27 protein-coding genes (1 of these 27 running past the window's edge) are annotated in these 22455 nt (G+C 64.0%); 17 read left to right on the top strand and 10 right to left on the bottom strand.

All coding sequences use genetic code 11. The annotated features are described in order from the left end of the window. Positions 1 to 225: 225 nt before the first annotated feature. From fabG to AC3G7M_RS10915, 6 genes are all read left to right on the top strand, one after another. Positions 226 to 999 carry a 3-oxoacyl-ACP reductase FabG gene (fabG, locus tag AC3G7M_RS10890; protein WP_489211903.1) on the top strand — a complete coding sequence of 258 codons (774 nt, stop codon included), beginning with the start codon at positions 226 to 228 and terminating at the stop codon, positions 997 to 999. Further along, positions 996 to 1682, top strand: coding sequence for a histidine utilization transcriptional repressor HutC (hutC, locus tag AC3G7M_RS10895; RefSeq protein ID WP_489211904.1), 687 nt, complete (start codon positions 996 to 998; stop codon positions 1680 to 1682). The genes fabG and hutC overlap by 4 nt, the downstream gene beginning before the upstream one ends. A gap of 64 nt (positions 1683 to 1746) precedes the next feature. Then, entirely contained in the window at positions 1747 to 3288 is a 1542-nt protein-coding gene (gene hutH / locus AC3G7M_RS10900; RefSeq protein WP_489211906.1) for a histidine ammonia-lyase, read from the top strand. Beyond that, positions 3285 to 4952, top strand: a complete 1668-nt coding sequence (gene hutU, locus AC3G7M_RS10905) for a urocanate hydratase (protein WP_489211908.1) — start codon at positions 3285 to 3287, stop codon at positions 4950 to 4952. The genes hutH and hutU overlap by 4 nt, the downstream gene beginning before the upstream one ends. 193 nt (positions 4953 to 5145) lie before the next feature. Next, on the top strand, positions 5146 to 5517 hold the full coding sequence (locus AC3G7M_RS10910; RefSeq protein WP_489211910.1) for a type II toxin-antitoxin system RelE/ParE family toxin: 372 nt from the start codon (positions 5146 to 5148) through the stop codon (positions 5515 to 5517). A gap of 3 nt (positions 5518 to 5520) precedes the next feature. Continuing rightward, positions 5521 to 5820 carry a helix-turn-helix domain-containing protein gene (locus AC3G7M_RS10915; RefSeq protein WP_489211912.1) on the top strand — a complete coding sequence of 100 codons (300 nt, stop codon included), beginning with the start codon at positions 5521 to 5523 and terminating at the stop codon, positions 5818 to 5820. Positions 5821 to 5956: 136 nt separating this feature from the next. Here AC3G7M_RS10915 and AC3G7M_RS10920 read toward each other — a convergent pair whose 3' ends face one another. Both AC3G7M_RS10920 and AC3G7M_RS10925 read right to left on the bottom strand, forming a co-directional pair. Continuing rightward, the gene (locus AC3G7M_RS10920; protein ID WP_489211914.1) at positions 5957 to 6238 is read right to left on the bottom strand and encodes a type II toxin-antitoxin system YafQ family toxin; all 282 of its coding nucleotides are present in this window, start codon (positions 6236 to 6238) and stop codon (positions 5957 to 5959) included. Continuing rightward, entirely contained in the window at positions 6225 to 6689 is a 465-nt protein-coding gene (locus AC3G7M_RS10925; protein WP_489211916.1) for a type II toxin-antitoxin system RelB/DinJ family antitoxin, read from the bottom strand. Before AC3G7M_RS10925 ends, AC3G7M_RS10920 begins: the two co-directional genes overlap by 14 nt. Between AC3G7M_RS10925 and AC3G7M_RS10930 the strand changes: the two genes are divergently transcribed. Beyond that, complete coding sequence (locus AC3G7M_RS10930) at positions 6688 to 7035, top strand: cupin domain-containing protein (RefSeq protein ID WP_489211918.1); 348 nt, start codon at positions 6688 to 6690, stop codon at positions 7033 to 7035. The genes AC3G7M_RS10925 and AC3G7M_RS10930 overlap by 2 nt on opposite strands. Before the next feature lie 70 nt (positions 7036 to 7105). Then, positions 7106 to 7438, top strand: a complete 333-nt coding sequence (locus AC3G7M_RS10935; RefSeq protein ID WP_489211920.1) for a hypothetical protein — start codon at positions 7106 to 7108, stop codon at positions 7436 to 7438. Positions 7439 to 7450: 12 nt separating this feature from the next. Here AC3G7M_RS10935 and AC3G7M_RS10940 read toward each other — a convergent pair whose 3' ends face one another. The 4 genes from AC3G7M_RS10940 to AC3G7M_RS10955 form a co-directional block, all read right to left on the bottom strand. Continuing rightward, on the bottom strand, positions 7451 to 8413 hold the full coding sequence (locus tag AC3G7M_RS10940) for a sugar-binding protein (protein WP_489211922.1): 963 nt from the start codon (positions 8411 to 8413) through the stop codon (positions 7451 to 7453). 37 nt (positions 8414 to 8450) lie between these two features. Next, a complete protein-coding gene (locus tag AC3G7M_RS10945; RefSeq protein ID WP_489211924.1) occupies positions 8451 to 9467 on the bottom strand; it encodes an ABC transporter permease in 1017 nt (338 codons plus the stop codon). After that, positions 9467 to 10240 (bottom strand): ATP-binding cassette domain-containing protein, encoded by a 774-nt coding sequence (locus tag AC3G7M_RS10950; RefSeq protein WP_489211925.1) that lies wholly within the window; start codon positions 10238 to 10240, stop codon positions 9467 to 9469. Before AC3G7M_RS10950 ends, AC3G7M_RS10945 begins: the two co-directional genes overlap by 1 nt. A 159-nt stretch (positions 10241 to 10399) precedes the next feature. Continuing rightward, positions 10400 to 10879, bottom strand: a complete 480-nt coding sequence (locus AC3G7M_RS10955; protein WP_489211927.1) for a monooxygenase family protein — start codon at positions 10877 to 10879, stop codon at positions 10400 to 10402. A gap of 64 nt (positions 10880 to 10943) precedes the next feature. Here AC3G7M_RS10955 and AC3G7M_RS10960 point away from each other — a divergent pair, with 64 nt between their 5' ends. Next, a complete protein-coding gene (locus tag AC3G7M_RS10960; RefSeq protein WP_489211928.1) occupies positions 10944 to 11492 on the top strand; it encodes a TetR/AcrR family transcriptional regulator in 549 nt (182 codons plus the stop codon). Here AC3G7M_RS10960 and AC3G7M_RS10965 read toward each other — a convergent pair. Next, positions 11485 to 11748: a DksA/TraR family C4-type zinc finger protein gene (locus tag AC3G7M_RS10965; RefSeq protein ID WP_489211930.1), complete on the bottom strand. Its 264-nt coding sequence runs from the start codon at positions 11746 to 11748 to the stop codon at positions 11485 to 11487. The two genes, AC3G7M_RS10960 and AC3G7M_RS10965, sit on opposite strands and share 8 nt — an antisense overlap. A 203-nt stretch (positions 11749 to 11951) precedes the next feature. On the opposite strand from AC3G7M_RS10965, the gene AC3G7M_RS10970 reads away from it, so the two are divergent. From AC3G7M_RS10970 to AC3G7M_RS10980, 3 genes are read left to right on the top strand one after another with little or no spacing between them, the layout of a single operon-like run. Beyond that, positions 11952 to 13325: a formimidoylglutamate deiminase gene (locus tag AC3G7M_RS10970; protein ID WP_489211932.1), complete on the top strand. Its 1374-nt coding sequence runs from the start codon at positions 11952 to 11954 to the stop codon at positions 13323 to 13325. Then, positions 13322 to 13888 (top strand): HutD/Ves family protein, encoded by a 567-nt coding sequence (locus tag AC3G7M_RS10975; RefSeq protein WP_489211933.1) that lies wholly within the window; start codon positions 13322 to 13324, stop codon positions 13886 to 13888. Before AC3G7M_RS10970 ends, AC3G7M_RS10975 begins: the two co-directional genes overlap by 4 nt. Further along, a complete protein-coding gene (locus AC3G7M_RS10980) occupies positions 13888 to 14274 on the top strand; it encodes a hypothetical protein (protein ID WP_489211935.1) in 387 nt (128 codons plus the stop codon). Before AC3G7M_RS10975 ends, AC3G7M_RS10980 begins: the two co-directional genes overlap by 1 nt. A 60-nt stretch (positions 14275 to 14334) precedes the next feature. Here the strand turns inward: AC3G7M_RS10980 and AC3G7M_RS10985 are convergent, their stop codons facing one another. Beyond that, the gene (locus AC3G7M_RS10985; RefSeq protein ID WP_489211937.1) at positions 14335 to 15207 is read right to left on the bottom strand and encodes a glyoxalase; all 873 of its coding nucleotides are present in this window, start codon (positions 15205 to 15207) and stop codon (positions 14335 to 14337) included. 183 nt (positions 15208 to 15390) lie between these two features. Between AC3G7M_RS10985 and AC3G7M_RS10990 the strand changes: the two genes are divergently transcribed. Together AC3G7M_RS10990 and dmeF are read left to right on the top strand one after the other, a co-directional pair. Beyond that, positions 15391 to 15684, top strand: coding sequence for a metal/formaldehyde-sensitive transcriptional repressor (locus tag AC3G7M_RS10990; RefSeq protein WP_489211938.1), 294 nt, complete (start codon positions 15391 to 15393; stop codon positions 15682 to 15684). Positions 15685 to 15695: 11 nt separating this feature from the next. Beyond that, on the top strand, positions 15696 to 16649 hold the full coding sequence (gene dmeF, locus AC3G7M_RS10995; protein WP_489211939.1) for a CDF family Co(II)/Ni(II) efflux transporter DmeF: 954 nt from the start codon (positions 15696 to 15698) through the stop codon (positions 16647 to 16649). Between the two features lie 176 nt (positions 16650 to 16825). Here dmeF and parE read toward each other — a convergent pair whose 3' ends face one another. After that, positions 16826 to 18799 carry a DNA topoisomerase IV subunit B gene (gene parE, locus AC3G7M_RS11000; RefSeq protein WP_489211940.1) on the bottom strand — a complete coding sequence of 658 codons (1974 nt, stop codon included), beginning with the start codon at positions 18797 to 18799 and terminating at the stop codon, positions 16826 to 16828. 77 nt (positions 18800 to 18876) lie between these two features. Continuing rightward, positions 18877 to 20007, bottom strand: coding sequence for a patatin-like phospholipase family protein (locus AC3G7M_RS11005; RefSeq protein ID WP_489211942.1), 1131 nt, complete (start codon positions 20005 to 20007; stop codon positions 18877 to 18879). 118 nt (positions 20008 to 20125) lie between these two features. Here AC3G7M_RS11005 and AC3G7M_RS11010 point away from each other — a divergent pair, with 118 nt between their 5' ends. The 3 genes from AC3G7M_RS11010 to AC3G7M_RS11020 form a co-directional block, all read left to right on the top strand. Beyond that, complete coding sequence (locus tag AC3G7M_RS11010) at positions 20126 to 20875, top strand: acetoacetate decarboxylase (protein ID WP_489211944.1); 750 nt, start codon at positions 20126 to 20128, stop codon at positions 20873 to 20875. Positions 20876 to 20892: 17 nt separating this feature from the next. Continuing rightward, complete coding sequence (locus tag AC3G7M_RS11015; protein WP_489211946.1) at positions 20893 to 21678, top strand: 3-hydroxybutyrate dehydrogenase; 786 nt, start codon at positions 20893 to 20895, stop codon at positions 21676 to 21678. A gap of 92 nt (positions 21679 to 21770) precedes the next feature. Further along, a protein-coding gene (locus AC3G7M_RS11020) for an NAD-dependent epimerase/dehydratase family protein (protein ID WP_489211948.1) crosses the window boundary here: on the top strand, positions 21771 to 22455 show its 5' portion. 284 nt of this gene lie beyond the right edge of the window; only the first 685 of its 969 coding nucleotides appear in the window; the start codon lies at positions 21771 to 21773; the stop codon falls past the right edge of the window.

Genomic DNA, 22455 nt, shown 5'->3' on the forward strand with positions numbered 1-22455 from the left:
GTTGTCAGATCATTTGTATTGAGTGTCTTGATCAGCGCTTTGCCGTCTTCTGCCTCCGTCGCAGCGATCGTCGAGGCGACAGAGCCAAACCGATCGTGGCTGCCTTGACCTCCCGCGTCAGTTCCGGCCTCGCCTTGACCGGTGGCCGCGCGGCGTCGAGGATGGAAGGCGTCCGAGACCGCCGTGGAGGCGGGCTGGGTTCTTCCATTATGATAGGACGCAGGCATGTTCACATCACTCGCCGGCCGGGTGGCCGTCGTTACCGGCGCCAGTAAGGGCATCGGGCGCGGTCTTGCCAAACGCTTTGCTGAGGTCGGCTGCCGCGTCGTCGTCGTCGCGCGCGATATCCATGCCGCCAAGCTGGTGGCCGAGGATATCGACGTGGCGGGAGGCCGGGCCATCGCCATTTCCGCCGATGTCGCGACAGAGGCCGGGGCGCAGGCGATTGCGGCCGCCGCCATCCATCATTTCGGGGGCATTGATATCCTCTGTGCCAATGCCGGCATCTTCCCCTCGGCCCGCATCGCCGAGATGACGGTGGAAGATTTCGATGAGGTTATGGGCGTCAATCTGCGCGGCACCTTCCTGTCCGTGAAAGCCTGCCTGCCGGCGCTGGCCGCAAGCGGTCACGGGCGCATCGTGGTGACATCCTCCATCACCGGGGTGATCACCGGCTTTCCCGGCTGGTCCCATTACGGCGCCAGCAAGGCCGGGCAGCTGGGCTTTGTCCGCACCGCCGCCATCGAACTGGCGGCACAGGGCATCACCATCAACGCCGTGCTGCCGGGCAATATCGCGACCGAAGGGCTGCTCGCCATGGGCGAGGATTACACCAATGCGATGGCCGCCTCGATCCCGCTCAAGCGGCTGGGCAGCGTCGAGGACATCGCCAATGCGGCGCTCTTCTTCGCGACCGAGGAAGCAGGCTATATCACTGGCCAGACTTTGGTCATCGATGGCGGGCAGGTGCTGCCCGAGTCCTTAGGCGCGCTGGATTGAACCTTTCTGACCGTATCCGTGCCGATATCGAGACGCGCATCCTGTCGGGGGAGTGGAAGCCTGGCCATCCCATCCCAGCCGAACATGCGCTGATGGCCGAATATGGCTGCGCGCGCATGACGGTGAACAAGGCCATCGCCGCCATGGCTGCAGCCGGGCTTGTCACCCGCCGCAGGCGGGCGGGGACGGTGGTGGCATCGCCCACCGCCGAGCGGGCGGTGATGGAGATTGCCGACCTTGCCGAGGAATCCGCCCGGCTTGGCCTCTCCTATCGGCACACCATCCTGTTCCGCGCGGTGGATGATACCGAGGCTGGACCGATGCTGGTGGTGACGACCCTGCATGAGCGCGGGGATGAGCCCCTAGCCTTGGAAGAGCGGCGCATTTCCTTGAGCGCTGTGGCCGAGGCGGCGGCGGAGAGCTTTGTGGATGTGCCGCCCGGCACCTGGCTGTTGCGCCATGTCGCCTGGAGCGAGGCCGAGCACGTCATCGGCGCCCGCGCGGCAGACGCCGCACTCGCCCGCCGGCTTGGCATCGCGCGCGGCGCACCCTGTCTGACCCTGGACCGGCGCACCTGGCAGAGCGGCGAGCTGATTACCGAGGTGCGGCTGACCTATCCCGCCGATCGCCATAGTTTTACCAGCCGTTTCGGACGGAGGGAGCAGGCTGCGGCCGAGGCCTGAAAACCCTCGACAGGCGGATCGGCTCTCGCCTATATGTCTAGACATATAGAGGCAGGACGAGCGAATGACGCTGATAGTGCAGCCGGGCGCGGTGCCGCTTTCCGATTGGCGCCGGATCTATCGGACCGGATCGGCGGGGCTCGCTTTGGCGCCGGATGCCGCCGGTGCCATCGCGGCCAGCGCGGAAGCGGTGCAGAAGATCCTCGCGAAGGGCGAGCCGATCTATGGCATCAATACCGGCTTCGGCCGCCTGGCCAGCATCCGCATCGAAACGGCCGACCTCGAGAAGCTTCAGCGCAATATCGTGCTGTCGCACGCTGCCGGCGTGGGTGACGCCATGCCTGTGCCCGTGGCGCGCCTGATGATGGCGCTGAAACTCGCGAGCCTCGCCCAAGGCGCCTCCGGCATCCGGCCGGCGACGGCCGCTTTGCTGGAAGCGATGCTGGCGCAGGACCTCGTGCCCGTGGTGCCGGGCCAGGGCTCGGTCGGCGCGTCCAGCGATCTCGCCCCGCTCGCCCATATGACGGCGACGATGATCGGCGTCGGAGAGATTTTCTATCAAGGCGCGCGGATGCCGGCGGAGGCAGCCCTTGCCAAGGCAGGGCTCGCGCCGCTGACGCTGGGCCCCAAGGAAGGTCTCGCACTCCTCAACGGCACCCAATTCTCGACCGCCTTTGCGCTGGCCGGACTGTTCGAGGCGGAGCGTCTGTTCCAGTCCGCCCTCGTTACCGGCGCGCTGTCGACCGATGCGGCGAAGGGGTCCGACACGCCCTTCGATCCGCGCATCCATGCGCTCCGCCGCCATCAGGGGCAGATCGATGTGGCCGCCGCCCTGCGCGGCCTCATGCAGGGCAGCGCCATCCGCGCCTCCCATGTGACGGGTGATGAGCGCGTGCAGGACCCTTATTGCCTCCGCTGTCAGCCCCAGGTGATGGGCGCGGTGCTGGATGTGCTGCGCCAGGCCGCCACCACGCTCGGCACCGAAGCCAACGGTGTCTCGGACAATCCGCTGGTCTTTGCGGGGGAGGGCGAGGTGCTTTCGGGCGGCAATTTCCACGCCGAGCCCGTGGCCTTCGCGGCCGATATGATCGCGCTGACGCTGTGCGAAATCGGCTCCATCGCCGAACGCCGTCTGGCCATGCTGATCGACCCGGCGCTGTCCGGCCTGCCGGCCTTCCTGACGCCCAGGCCCGGCCTCAACTCGGGGTTCATGATCCCGCAGGTGACGGCGGCGGCACTCGTCTCTGAAAACAAGCAGATGGCCCATCCCGCAAGTGTGGACAGCATTCCGACTTCGGCCAATCAGGAAGACCATGTCTCCATGGCCGCGCACGGCGCCCGCCGCCTGATGGGCATGGCCGCCAATCTCGGCCACGTCATTGGCATTGAGCTTCTGGCCGCGGCGCAGGGCTGTGACTTCCATGCGCCGATGGCCACCAGCGCGCCGCTGGAGGCCGTGCGCGGTCTGCTGCGCGCGCAGGTGCCGATGCTGGACGAAGACCGCCATTTCTCGCCCGATATGGAGGCAGCGACCGCGCTCGTCCGCTCGGGCGCCGTCGTTACCGCCGCAGGCTTTCCGCTTCCCTCGCTGGAGATCGCCGCATGACCCGCCTTGACAACAGCCGCAAGATCAAAGCCCCTCATGGCACGGACCTCTCCGCCAAATCCTGGCTGACGGAAGCGCCGCTCCGCATGCTGATGAACAATCTGGACGCGGAAGTCGCCGAGCGGCCGGAAGAACTCGTGGTTTACGGTGGCATCGGCCGCGCCGCGCGGGACTGGGAGAGTTTCGACCGCATCGTCGCCGCTTTGCGCAAGCTGGAAGAAGATCAGACATTGCTGGTGCAGAGCGGCAAGCCGGTGGGCGTGTTCCAGACGCATAAGGACGCGCCGCGCGTGCTGATTGCCAACTCAAACCTGGTGCCGCATTGGGCGAACTGGCAGCATTTTCATGAGCTGGATCGCCGCGGCCTGATGATGTACGGCCAGATGACGGCCGGGTCCTGGATCTATATCGGAACCCAAGGCATCGTGCAGGGCACGTACGAAACCTTCGTCGAAGTCGCCCGCCAGCATTACCAGGGTGACGCCGCGGGCCGCTGGATTCTGACCGGGGGATTGGGCGGCATGGGCGGCGCGCAGCCGCTGGCGGCTGTCATGGCCGGGTTCTCCTGTCTCGCGGTCGAATGCCAGGCCAGCCGCATCGATATGCGGCTGCGCACGCGCTATCTGGACGTGCAGGCGAAGACCCTGGACGAGGCGCTGGCCATCATTGATCGCGCAAAGACCGATGGCAAGCCGGTCTCGGTCGGTCTGCTTGGCAATGCCGCAGAAATTTTCGCGGAACTCGTGCAGCGCGGCATCAAGCCGGATGCAGTGACGGACCAGACCTCGGCCCATGATCCGCTCAACGGCTATCTCCCGATCGGCTGGACGGTCGCCGAATGGGAAGACCGCCGCGAGCGCGATCCGCAGGCGGTGATTGCGGCGTCCCGCGCCAGTATGGCGACCCACGTGCGCGCGATGCTGGACTTCTGGAAGATGGGTATTCCGGTGCTCGACTACGGCAACAATATCCGCCAGGTGGCCAAGGAAGAAGGTGTGGACAACGCGTTCGACTTTCCGGGCTTCGTGCCGGCCTATATCCGCCCGCTGTTCTGCCGTGGCATCGGCCCCTTCCGCTGGGCGGCACTCTCAGGCGACCCGGAAGATATCTACAAGACCGACCAGAAGGTGAAGGAGCTGCTGCACGACAATGCGCATCTTCATAACTGGCTCGACATGGCGCGGGAGCGGATTGCCTTCCAGGGTCTGCCGGCGCGCATCTGCTGGGTGGGCCTGGGTGATCGCCACAGGCTTGGTTTGGCCTTCAACGAAATGGTCGCCAGCGGCGAATTGAAGGCGCCGATCGTAATCGGCCGTGACCATCTCGATTCGGGCTCGGTCGCCAGCCCCAATCGCGAGACGGAAAGCATGAAGGATGGATCGGATGCCGTTTCCGACTGGCCCTTGCTCAATGCGCTGCTCAATACCGCCTCCGGCGCCACCTGGGTGTCGCTGCATCACGGTGGCGGCGTCGGCATGGGCTTCTCGCAGCATTCCGGCATGGTGATTGTGGCCGACGGCACGGAAGATGCGGCGCGGCGCCTCGGCCGCGTGCTGTGGAATGATCCGGCCACCGGCGTCATGCGCCATGCCGATGCGGGCTATGAGATCGCGCAGGACTGCGCGCGCGACAAGGGTCTCGACCTGCCGGGTATTCTTGGGTGATCTCGTCGTGACAGTTTGAGCCTTCAGGGCGCGCTTTCTTCGAGGGAAGGAAGCGCGTTCTTTTTAGTATGCGACGCCTAATTGCGTCAAAATTGATGATATATCGCAATGAATTGGTATGATCCGCCCAAACAGGGGTGGGGATGCCTATTCATGTTGACTTTTGCGGTGTACCGTATAAGGTGCGTCCACCATGCATGAACCGCTGGCAAAGCGTGTCCAGGCGCGGTTTTGGCGTTCGGAACTTGGTACCGAGCCGGTACGCGACAGTCTCAAAACGTTGTCCAAGAGAGACAAGACGATCATCGGCCAGGATGTGATGACGATGGAAATGGGTTGGCCGATCGGAATGCCGACCTGCCGGGCCATGGGTGGCGGATTACATGAGGTGAGAAGCCGGATTTCGGGCGACCGGGAGTATCGTATCCTGTTTTATGTGGAAGGGCAGGAGGCGATCCTTCTGCATTCCTTTGTCAAGAAGACACGAACGACCCCGAAGGCGGAACTGGAACTCGCTCTCAAGCGCATGCGCAGTCTCAACGATGCGACAAGGAAGGCAAGATAGACGATGCCGGCAAAAGGAGCGACGGCAAGCGTGGGGTCGTATTTCGACGACTTTCTCGACGAGGAAGGTATCCGCGACGACGTGATCGGCGTCGCGACGAAGCGCGTCATCGCCTGGGAACTCGAGGCCTTGATGAAGCAAAAGGGAATGACGAAAAGCACACTTGCTTCAAAGCTGCACACCAGCCGCTCGCAAGTTGACCGGCTGCTCGATCCATCGAATGCCAAGGTTCAGCTTGATACGCTGGCCAAGGCCGCGGACGCGCTGGGCTGCCGGTTGAAGGTGGCGTTTGAGCGGGGGTGACTCAATCGGTGACCGTGCCGGTGTTTATGCTTTCGTCCCTACAAAATAGCATCAAGCCCCTTGCGGCGTATGACGTTCAGCAGCACCAGCGGCAGGGTCGGACGGGCGTGTGGTGCCATGCGGTCAAAAGCAGCAGTCACAGTCCAAGTTCGCTGTGTGAGCCGAGACGCACCAGCTCAAGATTACGGTCATCAGGCTTTCTGTAGATCAGGAAAAGATCGGGCCGAATATGGCAGTCGCGGTGATCGTTCCATTCTCCGGTCAGCTGATGGTCGACATTGCGGCGGGGCAAGGGCGTATCGGCGGCCAGTAGATCGACGACTGTCATCAGCAGACCATCCAGCGTTTTACCGTGCCTTCCTGATTTTTCGCGTCGATAGTCGCGCTTGAAGCGGGTGGTGTATTTAATCGTCCGCATTCAAGCTCGCGAGGAGCTGCGCAAGCTGGCCGGCCGTCACGACATCACCGCGACGCGCGGCCTTCATTGCTGCGATGGTTTCGTCATTCGGAATCAAAGGCTCGAAAGGCAGAGCCTTCTCGGCCGCCACGCGCTTCAAAAGCAGCCGGAAAGCATCCGACAGCGAAAGCCCCATGGTCGCCAATACGGCCGCTGCCTCGCTTTTCGTCGTTTCATCTATCCTGGCACGGACGACGGAATTCTCAACCATGTTCGCCTCCTGTTGAGCTACACTGTAGCCCAATCCTGGACAGACAGCGAGCGCATCCGTCGTTCCTGGGCTCATCTGGCGAATTCTAGCCGTTGTCCGTCGCATCCGCCGACCATCGCCGTCTGCAAAAAGCGACCGCTTGCCAAACAGGCGGGCGGCCAACACTATCCGCCCATCCACATCCGAGATCGAGACTGTCATGCCCCTGATCACCAAACTGCCCGGGACGATAGAGGCCGAATGGCAGCCCGTGGCGCGGGAGAAGGTCGTCTCGGGCGACCCCGAGACCCGCACGCTGGTCTTGTATGAGAACCCGGCCGAGGGTCTATCCGCCGGGGAATGGGAAGCAACCGTCGGCGCCTGGCGCATTGCCTATACCGAATGGGAATATATCCGCGTGCTCTCCGGCCATTGCATCGTGCATGGGGATGACGGCACCCGCGTGGAGGCTGGACCGGGCGAGAGCTTCACGATCGAATCCGGCTTTACCGGCATCTGGGAAGTGACGGAGACCATGCGCAAGATCTGGGTCATCCGCGAGGTCTAACGGACAGTCGCGCTGGCAGATCGCCAGAGTGACCCTATCTCAGGGTCATGACCATGCGAGGAAAGGGACTATGACCGTCCTTGAACCTGAACCCGGCCGCGCTCTGGTGCCTGTCCACAAGCCTGACCGGCTGCATCATCTGCTGAACCGGCTGCCGGGCCGTATCCGCGACGCGACCCATTGGCTGCTGGCGCCCTCGTCCCGCTGGGCGCGGATACCCGCGGGCATTCTGCTCATGCTGGGTGGGGTTTTCAGCTTTTTGCCGCTGCTGGGCGTTTGGATGCTGCCGCTCGGCTTCATTCTGCTGGCCGAGGATGTGGCGCTCTTCCGCCGCTGGCGCGAGCAGGGCCTGGATTGGATCGAAAAGCGCCGCCCGCATTGGATCTACGGGCGGCGCGGTTAGGCCAGGATCAGGTTACTTCTTCAGGAACTGATCGACATTGTCCTTGGTCACGATATCGAGGCCGACATACTGGATCGGCTCGACGGTCTTGCCCTCTTTCAGCGCAAGCAGGATGTCCATCGCCTTGGCGCCCATGGCGTAAGGCTGCTGGCCGACGAGGGCTGACAGTTCGCCGCGCTTCAGCTCGTTCAGCTCGGCCGGCAGGGTATCGGCGGTGACGATGGTCAGCTTGCCGCTGTCGATATTCGCCTTGTTCTTGTTGTAGAAGCTGTCATAGGCGTTTTCCGTGAACATCGGCCAGCCGCCGACCGCGACGATCGCGCCGAGATTGGGATTGCCGGTGATGAGATCGGTCATCTGCTGAATGCCCAGCGCGCTGTCGTCATTGCAGAAGGTCGGAGACCCGCTGATTTCCTTCCAGCCCGCCTTGTCCAGCACGTCCCGCACGCCTTTGACGCGGTCATTGAGATTGGCGGCGGCCGGACCGCCCGAGACCATGGCATAGGTGCCGGGGGCCGGGTGAAATTTGATCAGCTGCTGGCCGAGATACTGGCCGAGCAGCAGGTTATTGGTGCCGACATAGGCCTGGCGCGCGGATTTGGGCGCATCGGCATCGAAGGTGATGATCGGAATGCCGGCCGCACGGCCATGGGCGATAACACGCTGCACCGAGGCCTCGTCCGCCACGGAAATCGCGATACCGTCCACGCCACGGGTGATGAGATCCTGAATGGTCTGCACTTCCGCCGCCGGGTCCTGGTTCACGGGGCCGGTATAGGTGCATTTGACATTGCCGAGCTTGGCAGCCTCAGCCAGGCAGCCGTCGCGTGACAGATCAAAATACGGATTGTTGAGAGACTTCGGCACGATCGCGAATTCGTAGGTCTTGTCAGCCGCATGCGCGGCGGGGAGGTTGGTGACCCCGGCAAGCGCCATCAATGCACAGAGCGACGTGGAATAGGCCAAGCGTTTCATGGATATTCTCCGTTGATTATTGTTTGTTCTGGGAGAGCTAGTGGCCGAGACGCCGTCCGCGCAGCCGGTCCACAAAGACCGCGGCAATGATGATGGCGCCGACGAAAGTGCCCTGCCAATAGGTGTTGACATGGGCGAGCACGAGGCCGTTGCGGATAACCTCGATCAGGGCGGAGCCGACGATGGCGCCCAACGGGCCGCCGACGCCGCCAAGCAGATTGGCCCCGCCGATGACGGAGGCTGCGATGATGCGCAGCTCATAGCCGTCGGCAAGATTGGCCGGAACCGAACCGAGCCAGCCGGCGATCAGAATGCCGGCGAAGGCGGCCGTCAGACCGGATACGACGTAGACGCCGGCCTTGATGGTGGTGACCGGCACGCCGGTCATGGCGGCGGCATGTTCGTTGCCGCCGATCGCGAAGACATAACGGCCGCGCGCCGTATGACGCAGCATCACCGACATGAACAGCGCGAGCAGCACGAGATAGATCAGCGGCACCGGTAGGCCCAGCACGCTGCCATCGGTCAGCCGGAAGAAGAGATCGCTATCGGCGCCGGAAATAGACACGCCCTGGCCGCCGGTAATGGCGTAGCACAGGCCGCGCACGATGCTGAGCATGCCAAGCGTGGTGACGAAGGGCGTGAGGTTCAGGCGCGCAATCAGCAGTCCATTGATGAGACCGATGAAACCGCCGACCACCAGACAGCCGATGACGGAGAGCGCCATCACCGCGCCCGGAATATGCGCGAGTGCGGTCGTCCCCAGCGCCTGGAACAGCAGCGCGCCGACGATGGCGGATAAGGCCATGGTGGACCCGACGGAGAGATCGATGCCGCCGGTGATGATGACGAGCGTCGCGCCAAGCGAGACGATGGCGATATAGGAGAAATTCGTCAGCACATTGGACAGATTGCCCAAGGTGAGGAAGGTCGGCGCGACCACGGAAATGATGACGACCAAAATCAGCAGTGCCAGGCTGACATAGGCTGTCTGCGTCGCCAGAAACCCGCGCGAATGCCAGGGCATGCGGGTGATATTGGCAAAGTCGCTCATTAGGCGGTCTCCAGCGCGCCGGTAATCAATCCGGTCACTTCCTGCGGCGACGTCAAGGCAATGGATTTATTGGCAACGACGCGGCCGCGCCGCATGACCACGACACGGTCGCAAATCTCGAAGACGTCGGGCATGCGATGGCTGATGAGGATGACGGCAATGCCGGAATCCCGCAGCCGTCCGATCAGGGCCAGCACTTCGGCAATCTGGCGCACGCTGATGGCGGCCGTCGGCTCGTCCATCAGGATAAGCTTGGGCTCGGCCAGACGTGTGCGCGCAATGGCAACAGCCTGGCGCTGTCCGCCGGACATGCGGCGCACCAATTCGGCCGGTCGCGTCTCGCTTTTCAGCTCGCGAAAGAGTTCGGCTGAGCGACGCTCCATCCCGCCGTGGTCGAGAAACTTGAACGGACCGATGCGGCGATGCAGTTCGCGGCCGAGAAAGATGTTGGCGGCGGCTGTCAGATTATCGGCAAGCGCCAGATCCTGATGGACGACTTCAATACCGACATTGCGGGCGTCGATAGGCGCATGGAAATGCACAACCTCATTATCGAAGCGGATCGTTCCTTCGCTCGGCGGGAAAACGCCGGCAATGATTTTAACGAGGGTTGACTTGCCAGCGCCATTGTCGCCCATCAGACCGACGATCTCGCCGGGTGCGACCGTGAAGTTGACATGGCTCAGCGCCTGCACGGCGCCGTAGGACTTACCGATATCGGTGAGATCGAGCAGGCTCACGGTATGGACCGGGTGACGGTATGGCCGGGACATTTTTCCATTTCTGGAACTTTTGCTGGGCTTGGCATCGCCATAAGGCACCTCCCATTGTTCTGATTATTCCCCCGCTGTACCCGAGCCCCGTGACGCGATCAATATAGGTCGATAAGGCAATGATCACGTTTCCGTGATATCGGAGCGGGTGCGATTGGCTTAGGGGGAGGATATCCCCCGTGCCGCCCGGTCTGCCGCCACCCGGCCGCGCAGACCCATCAAGGGGCCGGTCGGGGGAACAACGGGGGCGAAGCGGGCAAAGCCAATTCGCGTGGGAAGGCTGAGGTAGATGGCCTCCATGCCGCCACGCGCACTGTAAACCTCATGCCAGAAAGCGGCGCCTTCTTGGTCTTTTGCGAAGCGCTGCCACCAGCCGGAATGGGGCGCGGTGCGGGTGAAATGCTCCAGCGCCTCCATATCCCGCCAATACTGGCGGAAACCGATATGGTTCCAGCCGAAGAGGCAGCCTTCCTCCCCCAGCAGCCCGTCGGGCGGGTTGCGGCGGATGGCGGCAAAGCCGCGGCCGAGGCTGAACAGGGTGGGGATGGCGCGCAGCCGGTTGGCCCGAAAGCCCAGCAGCACCATCACGAGGTCAGGATAGGACGACAGATCGACGGTTTCGCGGGCCGCTTGCGCCATGGCCAGTCTCCTGTTTACAACGTAAACATAGGAGCGAACGCTTACGGTGTAAACGAGATTCAGGATGGTGAGTGATTTGCGCGCGCGCCTGGTGGCGGATGCCATGCGCCTGCTGGCGGACGATCCCGCCGCGCTCACGCTGCGGGCCGTTGCGCGGGCCGCCGGCGTCTCTGCCATGGCCCCCTACCGGCACTTCCCGGACAAGGCGGCGCTGCTCGAAGCGGTGAAGCGCGAGGGGTTTCAGCAACTGCGCCTGGTCTTGCGGGACGCCGACGAGGCCGACAATGATGCCGAGGCGCTGATCGGCCAGGGTTTGGCCTATCTGCGCTTCGCCGCAGACCATCCGGCTCTGTTCCGGCTGATGTTCGCCGGCCCCCTGGCCAAGCCCTCTATCGCCAAGGCCGAGGACGAGACCGCCTATGGCGTGCTGGCCCGTCGCATCGCACGCCTCACGCCCTCTCAGGCGGAGGTGGCGACCACAGCCGCCTGGGCGATCGTGCATGGACTGGCGGTCTTGCAGCTGGACGATCGACTGCCGCCTGACGAGGCACAGGCTCGCGCGGCGATGACGCTCTTCGTCCGCGGCCTGGGCGGGCCTGTCCGCCCTATCTGAGCTGGCTGTCCTTGCTGCCGCGCCGGTTTATGCCGGTGAAGACCGGCTTCTTGTCGCGTTCGCTTTGGCAGGCGATGCAGAAGCGTACGCCGGGCAAGGCCCTGCGACGGGCCTCGGGAATGTCCTCGCCGCACTCCACGCAATAAAGCTCACTGTCGCCCTGCGGCATATTCGCGCGCGCCCGCGCCACCGCGTCTGTGATCGTATCGTCAATCTGGTCTTGCACGGCTCCATCGGGAGCCCAGCCGGTTGCCATCTGGCTCTCCTGCCGCTGTGTCTTTTTTTTTCATATATAGGGTTGCCGTGACCGCGCTCCAAGCGCGGTGTCAGGCTGCAGGGCAGGGTATTAACTTCCGTTCACCCGGCCTCATCACGGTGTTTTTGCTGTCAAGACGGCGTGCGTGGGGTCTGCGAATCTTCTAGGTAGAAACGGTTGCCCGCCCGAGGAGAGTTCCGACCATGCCCAGCCTATTCGCCCCTGCCGCCTTGCTGCCATCCGGCTGGGCCGAAAATGTGCGGATCGATATCCTGCCCGACGGCACGATCGGCCGCGTCACGCCGGAGGCGGAGCCGCTGGGCGACCGCATCGAGCCTCTGGCCGGGCCGGTGGTGCCGGGCATGCCGAATGTCCATTCCCATGCCTTTCAGCGCGCCATGGCGGGTCTGGCCGAAAAGCGGCGCGACCCCGCCGACAGTTTCTGGACCTGGCGGGAGACGATGTATCGCGCCGCCCATGCCGTGCGGCCGGAGGATCTCTCCGCGATCGCGGATTACCTGTTCATCGAAATGCTCAAGGCCGGCTACACCACCGTCGGCGAATTCCATTACCTGCATCACGATACCAATGGCGCACCTTACGCCGACCCGGCAGAGATGTCGGCCCGGCTGGTGCAATCGGCAGCCGCCACCGGCATCGGCCTCACCATCCTGCCCGTGCTCTATATGCGGGCAGGGTTCGATGATGCGCCGCTGGAGGTGGCCCAGCAGCGTTTCGCGACCGATGAGGCGCGGCTACTGGCCATCATCGAATCGCTGCGTTGGCATGGGCGGGATTCGACCAGTCTACGCGTTGGCATCGCGCCGCATTCCCTGCGCGCCGTTTCCATCGACGTGCTGCGCCATCTCGCCTCCGCTTTGCCGGAGGAGACGACGATCCATATCCATGTCGCCGAGCAGATCCGGGAAGTGGAGGACTGTATCGCTGCCACCGGCGCACGGCCGGTGGAGCTATTGATGGCGGAAGCACCGGTCGGCCCGTCATGGTGCCTGATCCACGCGACTCATGTCCTGCATGACGAGCTGGCCGATATCGCGGCAAGCGGTGCGGTCGCCGGCCTCTGCCCGATCACCGAAGGCAATCTGGGGGATGGCGTCTTTCCGCTACCGGAATTCCTCACCGCCGGCGGCCGCTTCGGCATCGGGTCCGACAGCAATGTCACGCTCAACCCCTGGGAAGAGTTCCGCATGCTGGAATATGGCCAGCGCCTGACGCATGGACGGCGCTGCATGTCCTTGCCCGAGGATGGCACGGGGTCCGTGGGCGGTGCGCTGTATCGGGCCGCCCTGGTCGGTGGTGCGGCCGCTTTGGGTCAGCCCGTGGGCGTCATCGCCGAAGGCTTCCGGGCCGATCTGAGCGTGCTGGATCGTGGGCGGCTCGCGCAGCCGGACGCGGCCGGGGACGATATTCTGGATACCGCGATCTTCACCGGAGCCCGCCTGCCGGTGCGCGATGTCATGGTCTCCGGCATCTGGCGGGTGCGGGACGGCCATCACCCGCAGGAAGATGCGGCCCGCGCGGCCTTTGCTGCGGCGCTGCGGCGCATCGCGGCGTGACCGGCTGGCAGATCATCCCCGCTGCGCAGTTCAAGGCGATGCCCTGGCGGAATGGCGGCGGCACAACCTGGGAAGTGGCGCGCGGCACCTTTCCCGACGCGCCCCAGGCGGAATGGCATTGGCGCTTCAGCCTGGCCGAGATTGCGAGCGATGGTCCTTTCTCGGCCTTTCCGGGCATCGACCGTCTCCTGACCGTGATTGCCGGTCAGGGTATTGCCCTCACTATTGATGGCGCGCCCCCTCGACGGCTTCATGCCGGAGAGGATATCGAGTTTCCGGGTGAGGCGGCGATCGGTTGCGAGCTTTTGGGCGGCCCGACGCGCGACCTCAACCTGATGGTCGACAGGCGGGTGGCGCGGATTGTGCCAGGCCGGGATGGCCGCAGGCTGCAGGCTGAGGCGGGGCTGATCCTCCTCTATGCTGTTGAGGAGGTAGGTTTGGCGATCGGAACTCAGACGCTGCGGCTGGATGCGGGCGATGCCGCCATCGGCCGCCCCGCGGCGGCCGCGGATATCATCGACGGGCGTGCGGTCTGGGCGCGCATCGAGAGGCGATCCGTCTGATGGTTTTCTACCGGATCATGGCAGCGGCCGGGGCCATCAGCTTCGGTCTGATGGGCGGCGCGTGCAGCCACACGACGACCAAGCATTACACGACGCATCATACAACGGCGCATCACAGCACGGCGCCGAGCAGCAAGAAGACCTGGCATAAAACCGAGTCCTATCACGGCAAGACGGTGACGCATCCGCCGGGTACGGGGCACGGCAAGGGCTATCATGCGCCGCATGCGCCCAAGACCTGGAAGCACTATCCGTTTGGGCACAAGACCTATCATAAGCCCGCGCCGCCGCCGCGCCAGCCGGGCAAGACCAGCGATGGCCGTTTCGTCCTGCCGGGCGGCATGGAATCCGTCTGTGCCGGGGGCACGCCGCCGCCCTGCCAGTAAGGCTTCGGGCTCCTGGAAAGGACGCATCCCGGCGCCCCGCAGGCCATGCCGGATGACCTGTCACCTGGCGCTGTGGATTTCAGCGACATAGCCGCCGGGAAAGGCGATAATCGCGGATTGGTGCGTGCCATCCTGATGCGGCGCCACCAGGATCTGGGCACCGGCGGCGCTGGCACGGGCAAGCGTCTGGCCTAGATCCGGCACGCCGTAGCCGGTCGTCTCCCGCCCGTAAGGGAAGGGCAGCTGTCCATCGGTGACCAGAAGCAGCAGTGGCCCGAAGCCGGTCGCGAGCCGGATGCGGCGGAAGCTGGTGCCAGGGCGCCCGATGGTGGCACCCGCGGCCGCCCGCTCATCCGCGATCACGCGCCCACCGGCGAAGCGCAGGAAATCCTTCGTGAAGGCGTCGGCGGCATCGGGCGACAGATAAATCCGGTTCTCGGGTGCCTCCGCCAGCGGCGGATAGGATGGTGCCTTGAAATGCCAATAGAGCTGCATCGTCACACCACCCGGCCAGGCGATGATCGCATCGCGCCCGATGGGGTCACGGAAGGGGGCCACGATGACATCAGCGCCCGCTGCGCGGGCGGCCGCCACCGCGGCGTCCAAATCACGCACCAGATAGCCGGTGCGCTCTGCCCCGAAGGGATAAGGGATCGGCGTGCGGAAGCCAAAGACCGAGGCCAGACCATAGGGCGTCACCAGAAGCTGGGATGACGTCTCACTTGGCGTTGGCGTGACGGTCACAATCGCCTGCGGCGTTGACTTGCCACCGAAAGTCGCGAGAAAACTCTGGACGAAACGATTGACGTCTGCGGGTGCCACATAGATATGGCTGGTATCGTATTGCGGTCCGACGGCCACGGTCTGGGCAGCAGCCATCGATGCCATCAAGCAGAGGCCAAGCAGGCCGGCCGCCACAAGTCTCCGTCGCATGCAATCCATCCTTCTCTTGCTGTGGGTGAGATGACGGCAGAACCCACTAGGCCACAAGCGACAAAACGGCGACGCAATGATCGGGTCGTGCGGGCTCACGATTGAGCTTGCATCGATCGCCGATTGCAGGCGCGGCCTTGGCGGCAGCAGCGGCATAACTTTGCTTGAATAGGGTAGGGGGGTATGCTATCGGCAGCCATGACCCATACCGTGCAGGAAAAGAAGAAGCTGCTGGCCCGCGTGCGCCGTCTGCGCGGCCAGGTCGAGGCGATCGAACGGGCGCTGGAGAGCGAGGCCGGGTGCGAACAGGTGATGCATCTGATCGCGGCGACCCGGGGCGCCTTGGCGGGGCTGATGGCCGAGGTGGTGGAGGATCACATCCATCATCACCTCGTCGATGCCGACACCCACCCCGATGCGCTGAACCGCGACGCGGCCGAGCAGTTGCTTGACGTCGTCAGAACCTATCTGAAGTGAGCGATCCGACCATGAGCAGTGTCCCGGCTGGGCTTTCGCATAGCCATAGTTTCCTGGGCGACGGCCATGCCGAGAGCGAGAGACGGACTTGGGCTGTCATCGTGCTGTGCGGGATCATGATGGCGATCGAGATCGTGGGTGGTCTGGTCTTCGGCTCGATCGCTCTCGTGGCCGATGGGCTGCATATGAGCACCCATGCCGGTGCCCTGCTGCTGGCCGCACTCGCCTATTCCTATGCCAGGCGGCATGCGGACGATGCGCGCTTCACCTTCGGCACCGGCAAGCTGGGCGATCTGGCGGGCTTCACCAGCGCCATTATCCTGGCGATGATCGCGCTGCTGATCGGGTATGAGGCCGTGCGCCGCGTTTTCGCACCCGTGCCGATCCATTTTTCCGAGGCGATTCCCATCGCCTGCCTGGGCCTGGCCGTAAATGTCGCAAGCGCCTGGCTGCTGAGTGGCGGCCATCACCATCATCATGGACAGCACGGGCACGGGCATGATGAGCATGAGCATGAGCATCACGACCATCATGCCGCAGCGCATCGCGATAATAATCTGCGCGCCGCCATCGTGCATGTGATGGCCGATGCCGCCGTCTCGGTGCTGGTCATCATCGGCCTGCTGCTGGCGCGCGCCTTCGGCTGGCTCTGGATGGACCCGCTGGCCGGCATCGTCGGCGCCTGCGTCATCGCCAGCTGGTCTTACGGTCTGATCCGCGATACCGGCGCCATCCTGCTCGACATGGTGCCGGATCGTGCGGTTGCGAAACGGCTGCGGCAGGATATTGAAGCCGGCGGCGATCAGCTCACCGATCTGCATCTCTGGCGTCTGGGGCCTGGCCATCTGGGCGCCATTCTGAGCATCAGCACGGGGCAGGGACGGGATGCGAGCTTCTATCGCGCGCGCCTGACGGCAGTGCCGAACCTGTCGCATGTCACCATCGAGGTGAATGGACGTCACTGACTGTTCTCACGCGCAGTTGTGGATATTGGCAGTGCGATCTGACTCGCCCCCAAACATCGCCATCCGCGCGCTCGTCACGCGGGTCTACCCGTCCGGGCGCCCTCCGGCAGTGTGGGCGCAATAGCGTATAGATCCGCGCAACGAGTGCGCGGATGACTACTCAAGCGGACGCACCATCACACGTCGAGATCGGCTTCCGATACGCTGCGGGCGCGTTCCTGAATGAACTGAAAGCGCAATTCCGGCCGCCGTCCCATCAGATTTTCGACCATCGTATTGGTCTCGGCCCGCGTTTCGGGCGCGGCCACGACCTTGAGCAGGGTCCGTTTCTTGGGGTCCATCGTCGTCTCCTTCAGCGTCGCGGGCGGCATTTCGCCCAAGCCTTTGAAGCGGCTGACCTCGATCTTGGAGCCCTGTTTGAAAGCGGATTTCTTGAACTTGTCCATCTCGGTGTCGTTCATGGCATAGACCGACTTGGCGCCCTGCGTCATGCGGTAGAGCGGCGGCTGGGCGAGGTAGATATGTCCCTGCCGCACCAGCTCCGGCAGTTCGCGGTAGAAGAAGGTCATCAGCAGGCTGGCGATATGCGCGCCGTCGACATCCGCGTCCGTCATGATGATGATGCGGCCGTAGCGCAGGCGCTTGATGTCGAATTTGTCCCCGACCCCAGTGCCGATGGCCTCGATAAGATCCTTCAGCTCCTGATTCTGGCGCAGCTTGTCGGCCGAAGCGGAGGCAACGTTGAGGATCTTGCCGCGCAGCGGCAGCACGGCCTGCGTTTCGCGGTTGCGGGCCTGTTTGGCGGAGCCGCCGGCGCTGTCACCTTCAACCAGGAAAATCTCCGTCTCGGCGGCGTTTTCCCGCGTGCAATCCGTCAGCTTGCCGGGCAGGCGCAGCCGGCGGGTGGCGGATTTGCGTGGCGTGTCCTTCTCCTCACGCCGGCGGATACGCTCCTCCGCACGTTCGATGGCGAAAGAGAGGAGATTGTCGGCCGAGGTCGGGTCGCCAGCCAGGAAATGGTCAAACCGGTCGCGCAGCGCCGTTTCCACCAGGCGCGTGGCGTCGCCGTTGGTCAGCTTTTCCTTGGTCTGGCCCTGGAATTGCGGCTCGCGGATGAAGACCGAGAGCTTCGCCGCCATCGGCGTCAGCACGTCTTCCGCCGTCAGCTGGGCCGCACGCTTATTGCCGCGATGATCGCCCCAGGCGCGCAGACCTTTGAGCAGAGCCGAGCGCAGGCCCGCCTCATGGGTGCCACCAAGCGGGGTCGGAACCGTATTGCAATAGCTGTTGAGGAAGCCGCCGCCGCTGCCTTCCAGCCACGCCGCGGCCCATTCCACCCGTCCTGCGCTATTGGGAAAATCGGCCTCACCGGCCCAAGGGGTGGGCAGCACGCGGCCGGTTTCGCCGATATCCTCCTCCAGACTGTCGCGCAGACCGCCCGGGAAATGCAGCACCGCCTCGGCCGGTATATCGGTCTGGCCCGAGAGAAGGCCAGGATCGCAGCTCCAGCGGATTTCGACGCCGCGGAAGAGATAGGCTTTGGAGCGGCACAGCCGGTAAAGCCGCGCCGGGCTGAACTGCAGGCTGGACCCGAAAATCGCCGGATCGGGGCGGAAGCGCACCGTGGTGCCGCGGCGGTTATGCACGGTCCCGGCATCGATCAGCTTTGTGGTCGGCTTGCCCTGCACATAGGACTGCTTCCACAGGCGTTTTTCGCGCGCGACCTCAACCTCGAAGAGATCGGACAGCGCATTGACGACCGAACTGCCGACGCCGTGCAGGCCGCCCGAGGTCGCATAGGCTTTGCCCGCGAATTTGCCGCCCGAATGCAGCGTCGTGAGGATGACCTCAAGCGCGCTTTTGTCCTTGAACTTGGGATGCGGGTCGACCGGGATGCCGCGGCCATTATCGCGCACCGTCAGGATATTGCCGGGGCTGAGCGTCATCTCGATGAAGCTCGCATGGCCGGCCACGGCCTCGTCCATCGAGTTGTCGAGAATTTCAGCCGCCAGATGGTGGAGGGCGTTGTCGTCAGTGCCGCCGATATACATGCCCGGGCGGCGCCGGACAGGCTCCAGCCCTTCCAGAACCTCGATATCTTTTGCTGAATAGGCCGCCTCGGCAGAGCCGGCGCCGAAGAGATCGTTCATGTCTTGTTCCCGCTCATGCTGGGCAAGATAGGCGCCCCCGCCAGATCAGGGCAAGTCGTCGCGGGGGGTGCGGCGCGTCAAGCCAGATCCCGGTTGATGTCGTGGCTGACGATCCCAGCCTCTTCGGGAATCCGCAGCCAGTCCTTCTGGGCGAGCGTCAGCTGCGTTGAGCGATAGCCGCGGTTCCAATGGTCCAGCATTGACCGGCGGCTGAATTCGTAATCCCGCGACTCGCCCTCATAGACGGCATGCTCATAGATCAGTTCCAGCACAGACAGCCGTGGCAGGCTGTGCAGGCGCTGGCGCTCGGCGCGGTCCTCCGGCGAGAGCTGATCCTCCGGGATGCGGTCAAGCAGGCTGCGTATCCGGTTTTTCAGCCCGAATTCGCGGATGAACAGGTCCGTCACCAGGCGGGTGCGGCTGGAATAGCCGATTTCCTTCAGCCTAAGCCCGACCTCGCGCAGCGTGCGCGGAATGGGGCCACGGGCGCTGAAGAGATCGACCTGAAAGACGAGCGCGCTGCAGCTGTCGATATTGAGCAGGAGATGCATCAGCGGCGTGTTCGAGATCAGCGCCCCGTCCCAATAATAGTCCATGCCGATCTCGACCATGGGGAAGCCTGGCGGCAGGGCGCCGCTCGCCATGATATGCTCTGGCGCCAGCACCATGGTCGCATTGTCGAAATAGGCGAAATTGCCGGTCGCGACATTGACGGCGCCGACCGCGCAGCGCGTCTCGCCACTATTCAGCCGGTCGAAATCGACGATGTTGAGCAGGGTCTGCCGCAAAGGGCTGGTGTCGTAGAAGGCGGTCGCCTGTTTCGAGCCGGCCAGGCTGAAGAAAGGTCCAGGCTGATGGGGTGTGAAGAAGCCCGGCTGGCCGAGCAGCAGGGCACCGAGGGCCGCGGCCTCATTCTCGAAGCGGCGCGGCAGGTCGCCGTCGATGAAGGGTAACGCCGGTCGCTCGGGCGTGATCATCTCCCAGAAGGCGCGCAGCCGCGGCAGCCTGTCTTTCGGCGCATTGCCGGCGATGATCGCGGAATTGATCGCGCCGATCGAGACGCCGCAGACCCAGTTGGGCGCGATGCCGGCTTCGTCCATCGCCTGGAAGACCCCGCCCTGGTAGGCGCCGAGCGCGCCGCCCCCCTGCAGGATAAGGGCGGTGTGATGGGGCAGGGACGAACGGTCGGGCAGTGGCGTCGCATCCATAGGCAAATTCCCTCTGGCCTTGCAGGCTTTACGCGCAATGATCACTGGACAGGTGGGGCCGCCTGTTCAAGCTTTCTGTCCATGCCCGTCGGCCGGGCCAGGACACAGGGACAATTGCATGAACCGTGATGACGTTCTCGGCATGACCTCGATGCCCTTCGCGAGCCCGAGCTATCCGAAGGGTCCGTTCCGCTTCTATGACCGCGAATATCTCCTCATCCATTATGAGACGGATATGGAGGTGATCCGGCGGCTGCTGCCCGAGCCGCTGGAGCCCGACGGCAATCACGTCTTCTATGAATGGATGAAGATGCCGGATTCCACGGGCTTCGGCAGCTATCAGGAAAGCGGCTGCGGCATTGCCGCCACCTTCCGCGGTGAGCCCTGCAATTTCACCCTCCAGATGTATCTCGACGACGAGCCGCCGACCACGGGCGGGCGCGAGATCTGGGGTTTTCCCAAGAAATACGGCCTGCCCGACCTGCGCCCGATCCATGACACCCTGACCGGCACGCTGCGCTATGACGATGTGCGCGTCGCCCTCGGGACACTGACCTATAAAGAGCACAATCTGCTCCAGACCGATGCGGACCGGGTGCGGATGACAGCCCAGCTCGGCAAGCTCGGCGTCAATCTCAAATTCATCCCGGACGTGGACGGCTCGCCCAAGATCGCCCAGCTGGTCGGCTATAATATGAGCGATATCGACCTCAAATTCGCCTTCCGGGGAGAGGCGCGGCTGGATCTGGTGCCGCATGTCAATGCGCGGGTCGCGGATTTGCCGGTGCGGCGTATCCTCTACGGCCAGCATATCAAGGCGGACATGACGCTGCCTTACGGTCGCGTCCTGCACGACTATCTGGCGTGAGAGAAGGAGAGACGACGATGGTTCTGGCAGGGAAGGTGGCGCTGGTCACCGGTTCGACGAGCGGCATCGGCCTCGGCATCGCGCGGGCGCTCGCGGCCGAGGGCGCCGATATCGTGCTTAACGGCTTCGGCAGCCCGGAGGATATCGAGCGCGAGCGGGCCGGCATCGCGACCGATTTCGGCGTGCACGTGGCCTATTCCGGGGCCGATCTCAGCACCGGCGCCGGTGTGCGGCAGCTGGTGACGGATGCGGAAGCCGCCTTCGGCCGGGTGGACGTGCTGGTCAATAATGCCGGCATCCAGTTCGTCGCCGATATCGTCGATTTCCCGGAAGACCGGTGGGACGCGATCATCGCCATCAACCTCTCCTCCGCCTTTCACGGCATCAAGGCGGCGGCACCCGGCATGAAAGCGCGGGGCTGGGGGCGCATCATCAATATCGCCTCGGCCCATGGGCTGGTGGCGAGTGCCCAGAAGGCGGCCTATGTCGCGGCCAAGCACGGGATCGTCGGCCTCACCAAGGTCGCTGGCATCGAACTCGCCAATACCGGCATCACCTGCAATGCGATTTGTCCGGGCTGGGTTCTGACGCCCTTGGTAGAAAAGCAGCTGCATGACCGGGCGGCCAAGAACGGCACCAGCTATGAGCAGGAGAAGGAGGCCCTGGTGAGCGAGAAGCAGCCGATGAAGCAGTTCTCGACACCGGCGCAGATCGGCGCGCTCGCGGTTTTCCTGTGTTCTGACGGGGCGGCCACCATCACCGGCGCGCCGCTCTCCATCGACGGCGGCTGGGTCGCGCAATAGGCCGAGAGGCTTCACAAAAGCGCCGCAAGGCGTGACTAGATGAAGGGCTCCGCCATGGCGGAGCCCTTTCTGTTTTGGACGCTGGAGATTTCATGACCGTTCTTGTCACCGGCGCCGCCGGCTTCATCGGCTATCACGTCTGCGAGGCGCTGCTGGCGCGGGGCGAGACGGTGATCGGCGTCGATGAGATCAACGCCTATTACGACCCGGCGTTGAAACAGGCCCGGCTCGCCCGGCTGGAGGGCCGCCCTGGCTTTCGCTTCGAGAAGCTCAGCATCGCCGATCGGGGGGCGGTGGAGGCGCTGATGGCAGGCGCGCCGGAGATTGACCGCATCGTCCATCTGGCGGCCCAGGCCGGGGTGCGGTTTTCGATGATCGACCCTTACGCCTATGTCACGGCCAATCTCCTGGGTCATGTCGTGATGCTGGAAGCCGCGCGCCATCGGCAGGGGCTGACGCATTTCGTCTATGCCAGCTCCTCCTCGGTCTATGGCGGCAATACCAAGATGCCCTTTTCGGAGGAGGACCGGGTCGATCTGCCGGTCTCGCTCTATGGTGCCACCAAGCGCGCGGACGAGCTGATGAGCCATTCCTACAGCCATCTCTATGGCCTGCCGCAAAGCGGCTTGCGCTTCTTCACCGTCTACGGACCTTGGGGACGGCCCGATATGGCTTATTTCTCCTTCGCCCAGGCGATCGAGCAGGGGCGGCCGATCACGCTCTATGACAATGGCACGCTGCGGCGCGACTTCACCTATATCGACGATATCGTGGCGG

It is taken from the genome of Acidisoma sibiricum (genome assembly GCF_057837225.1).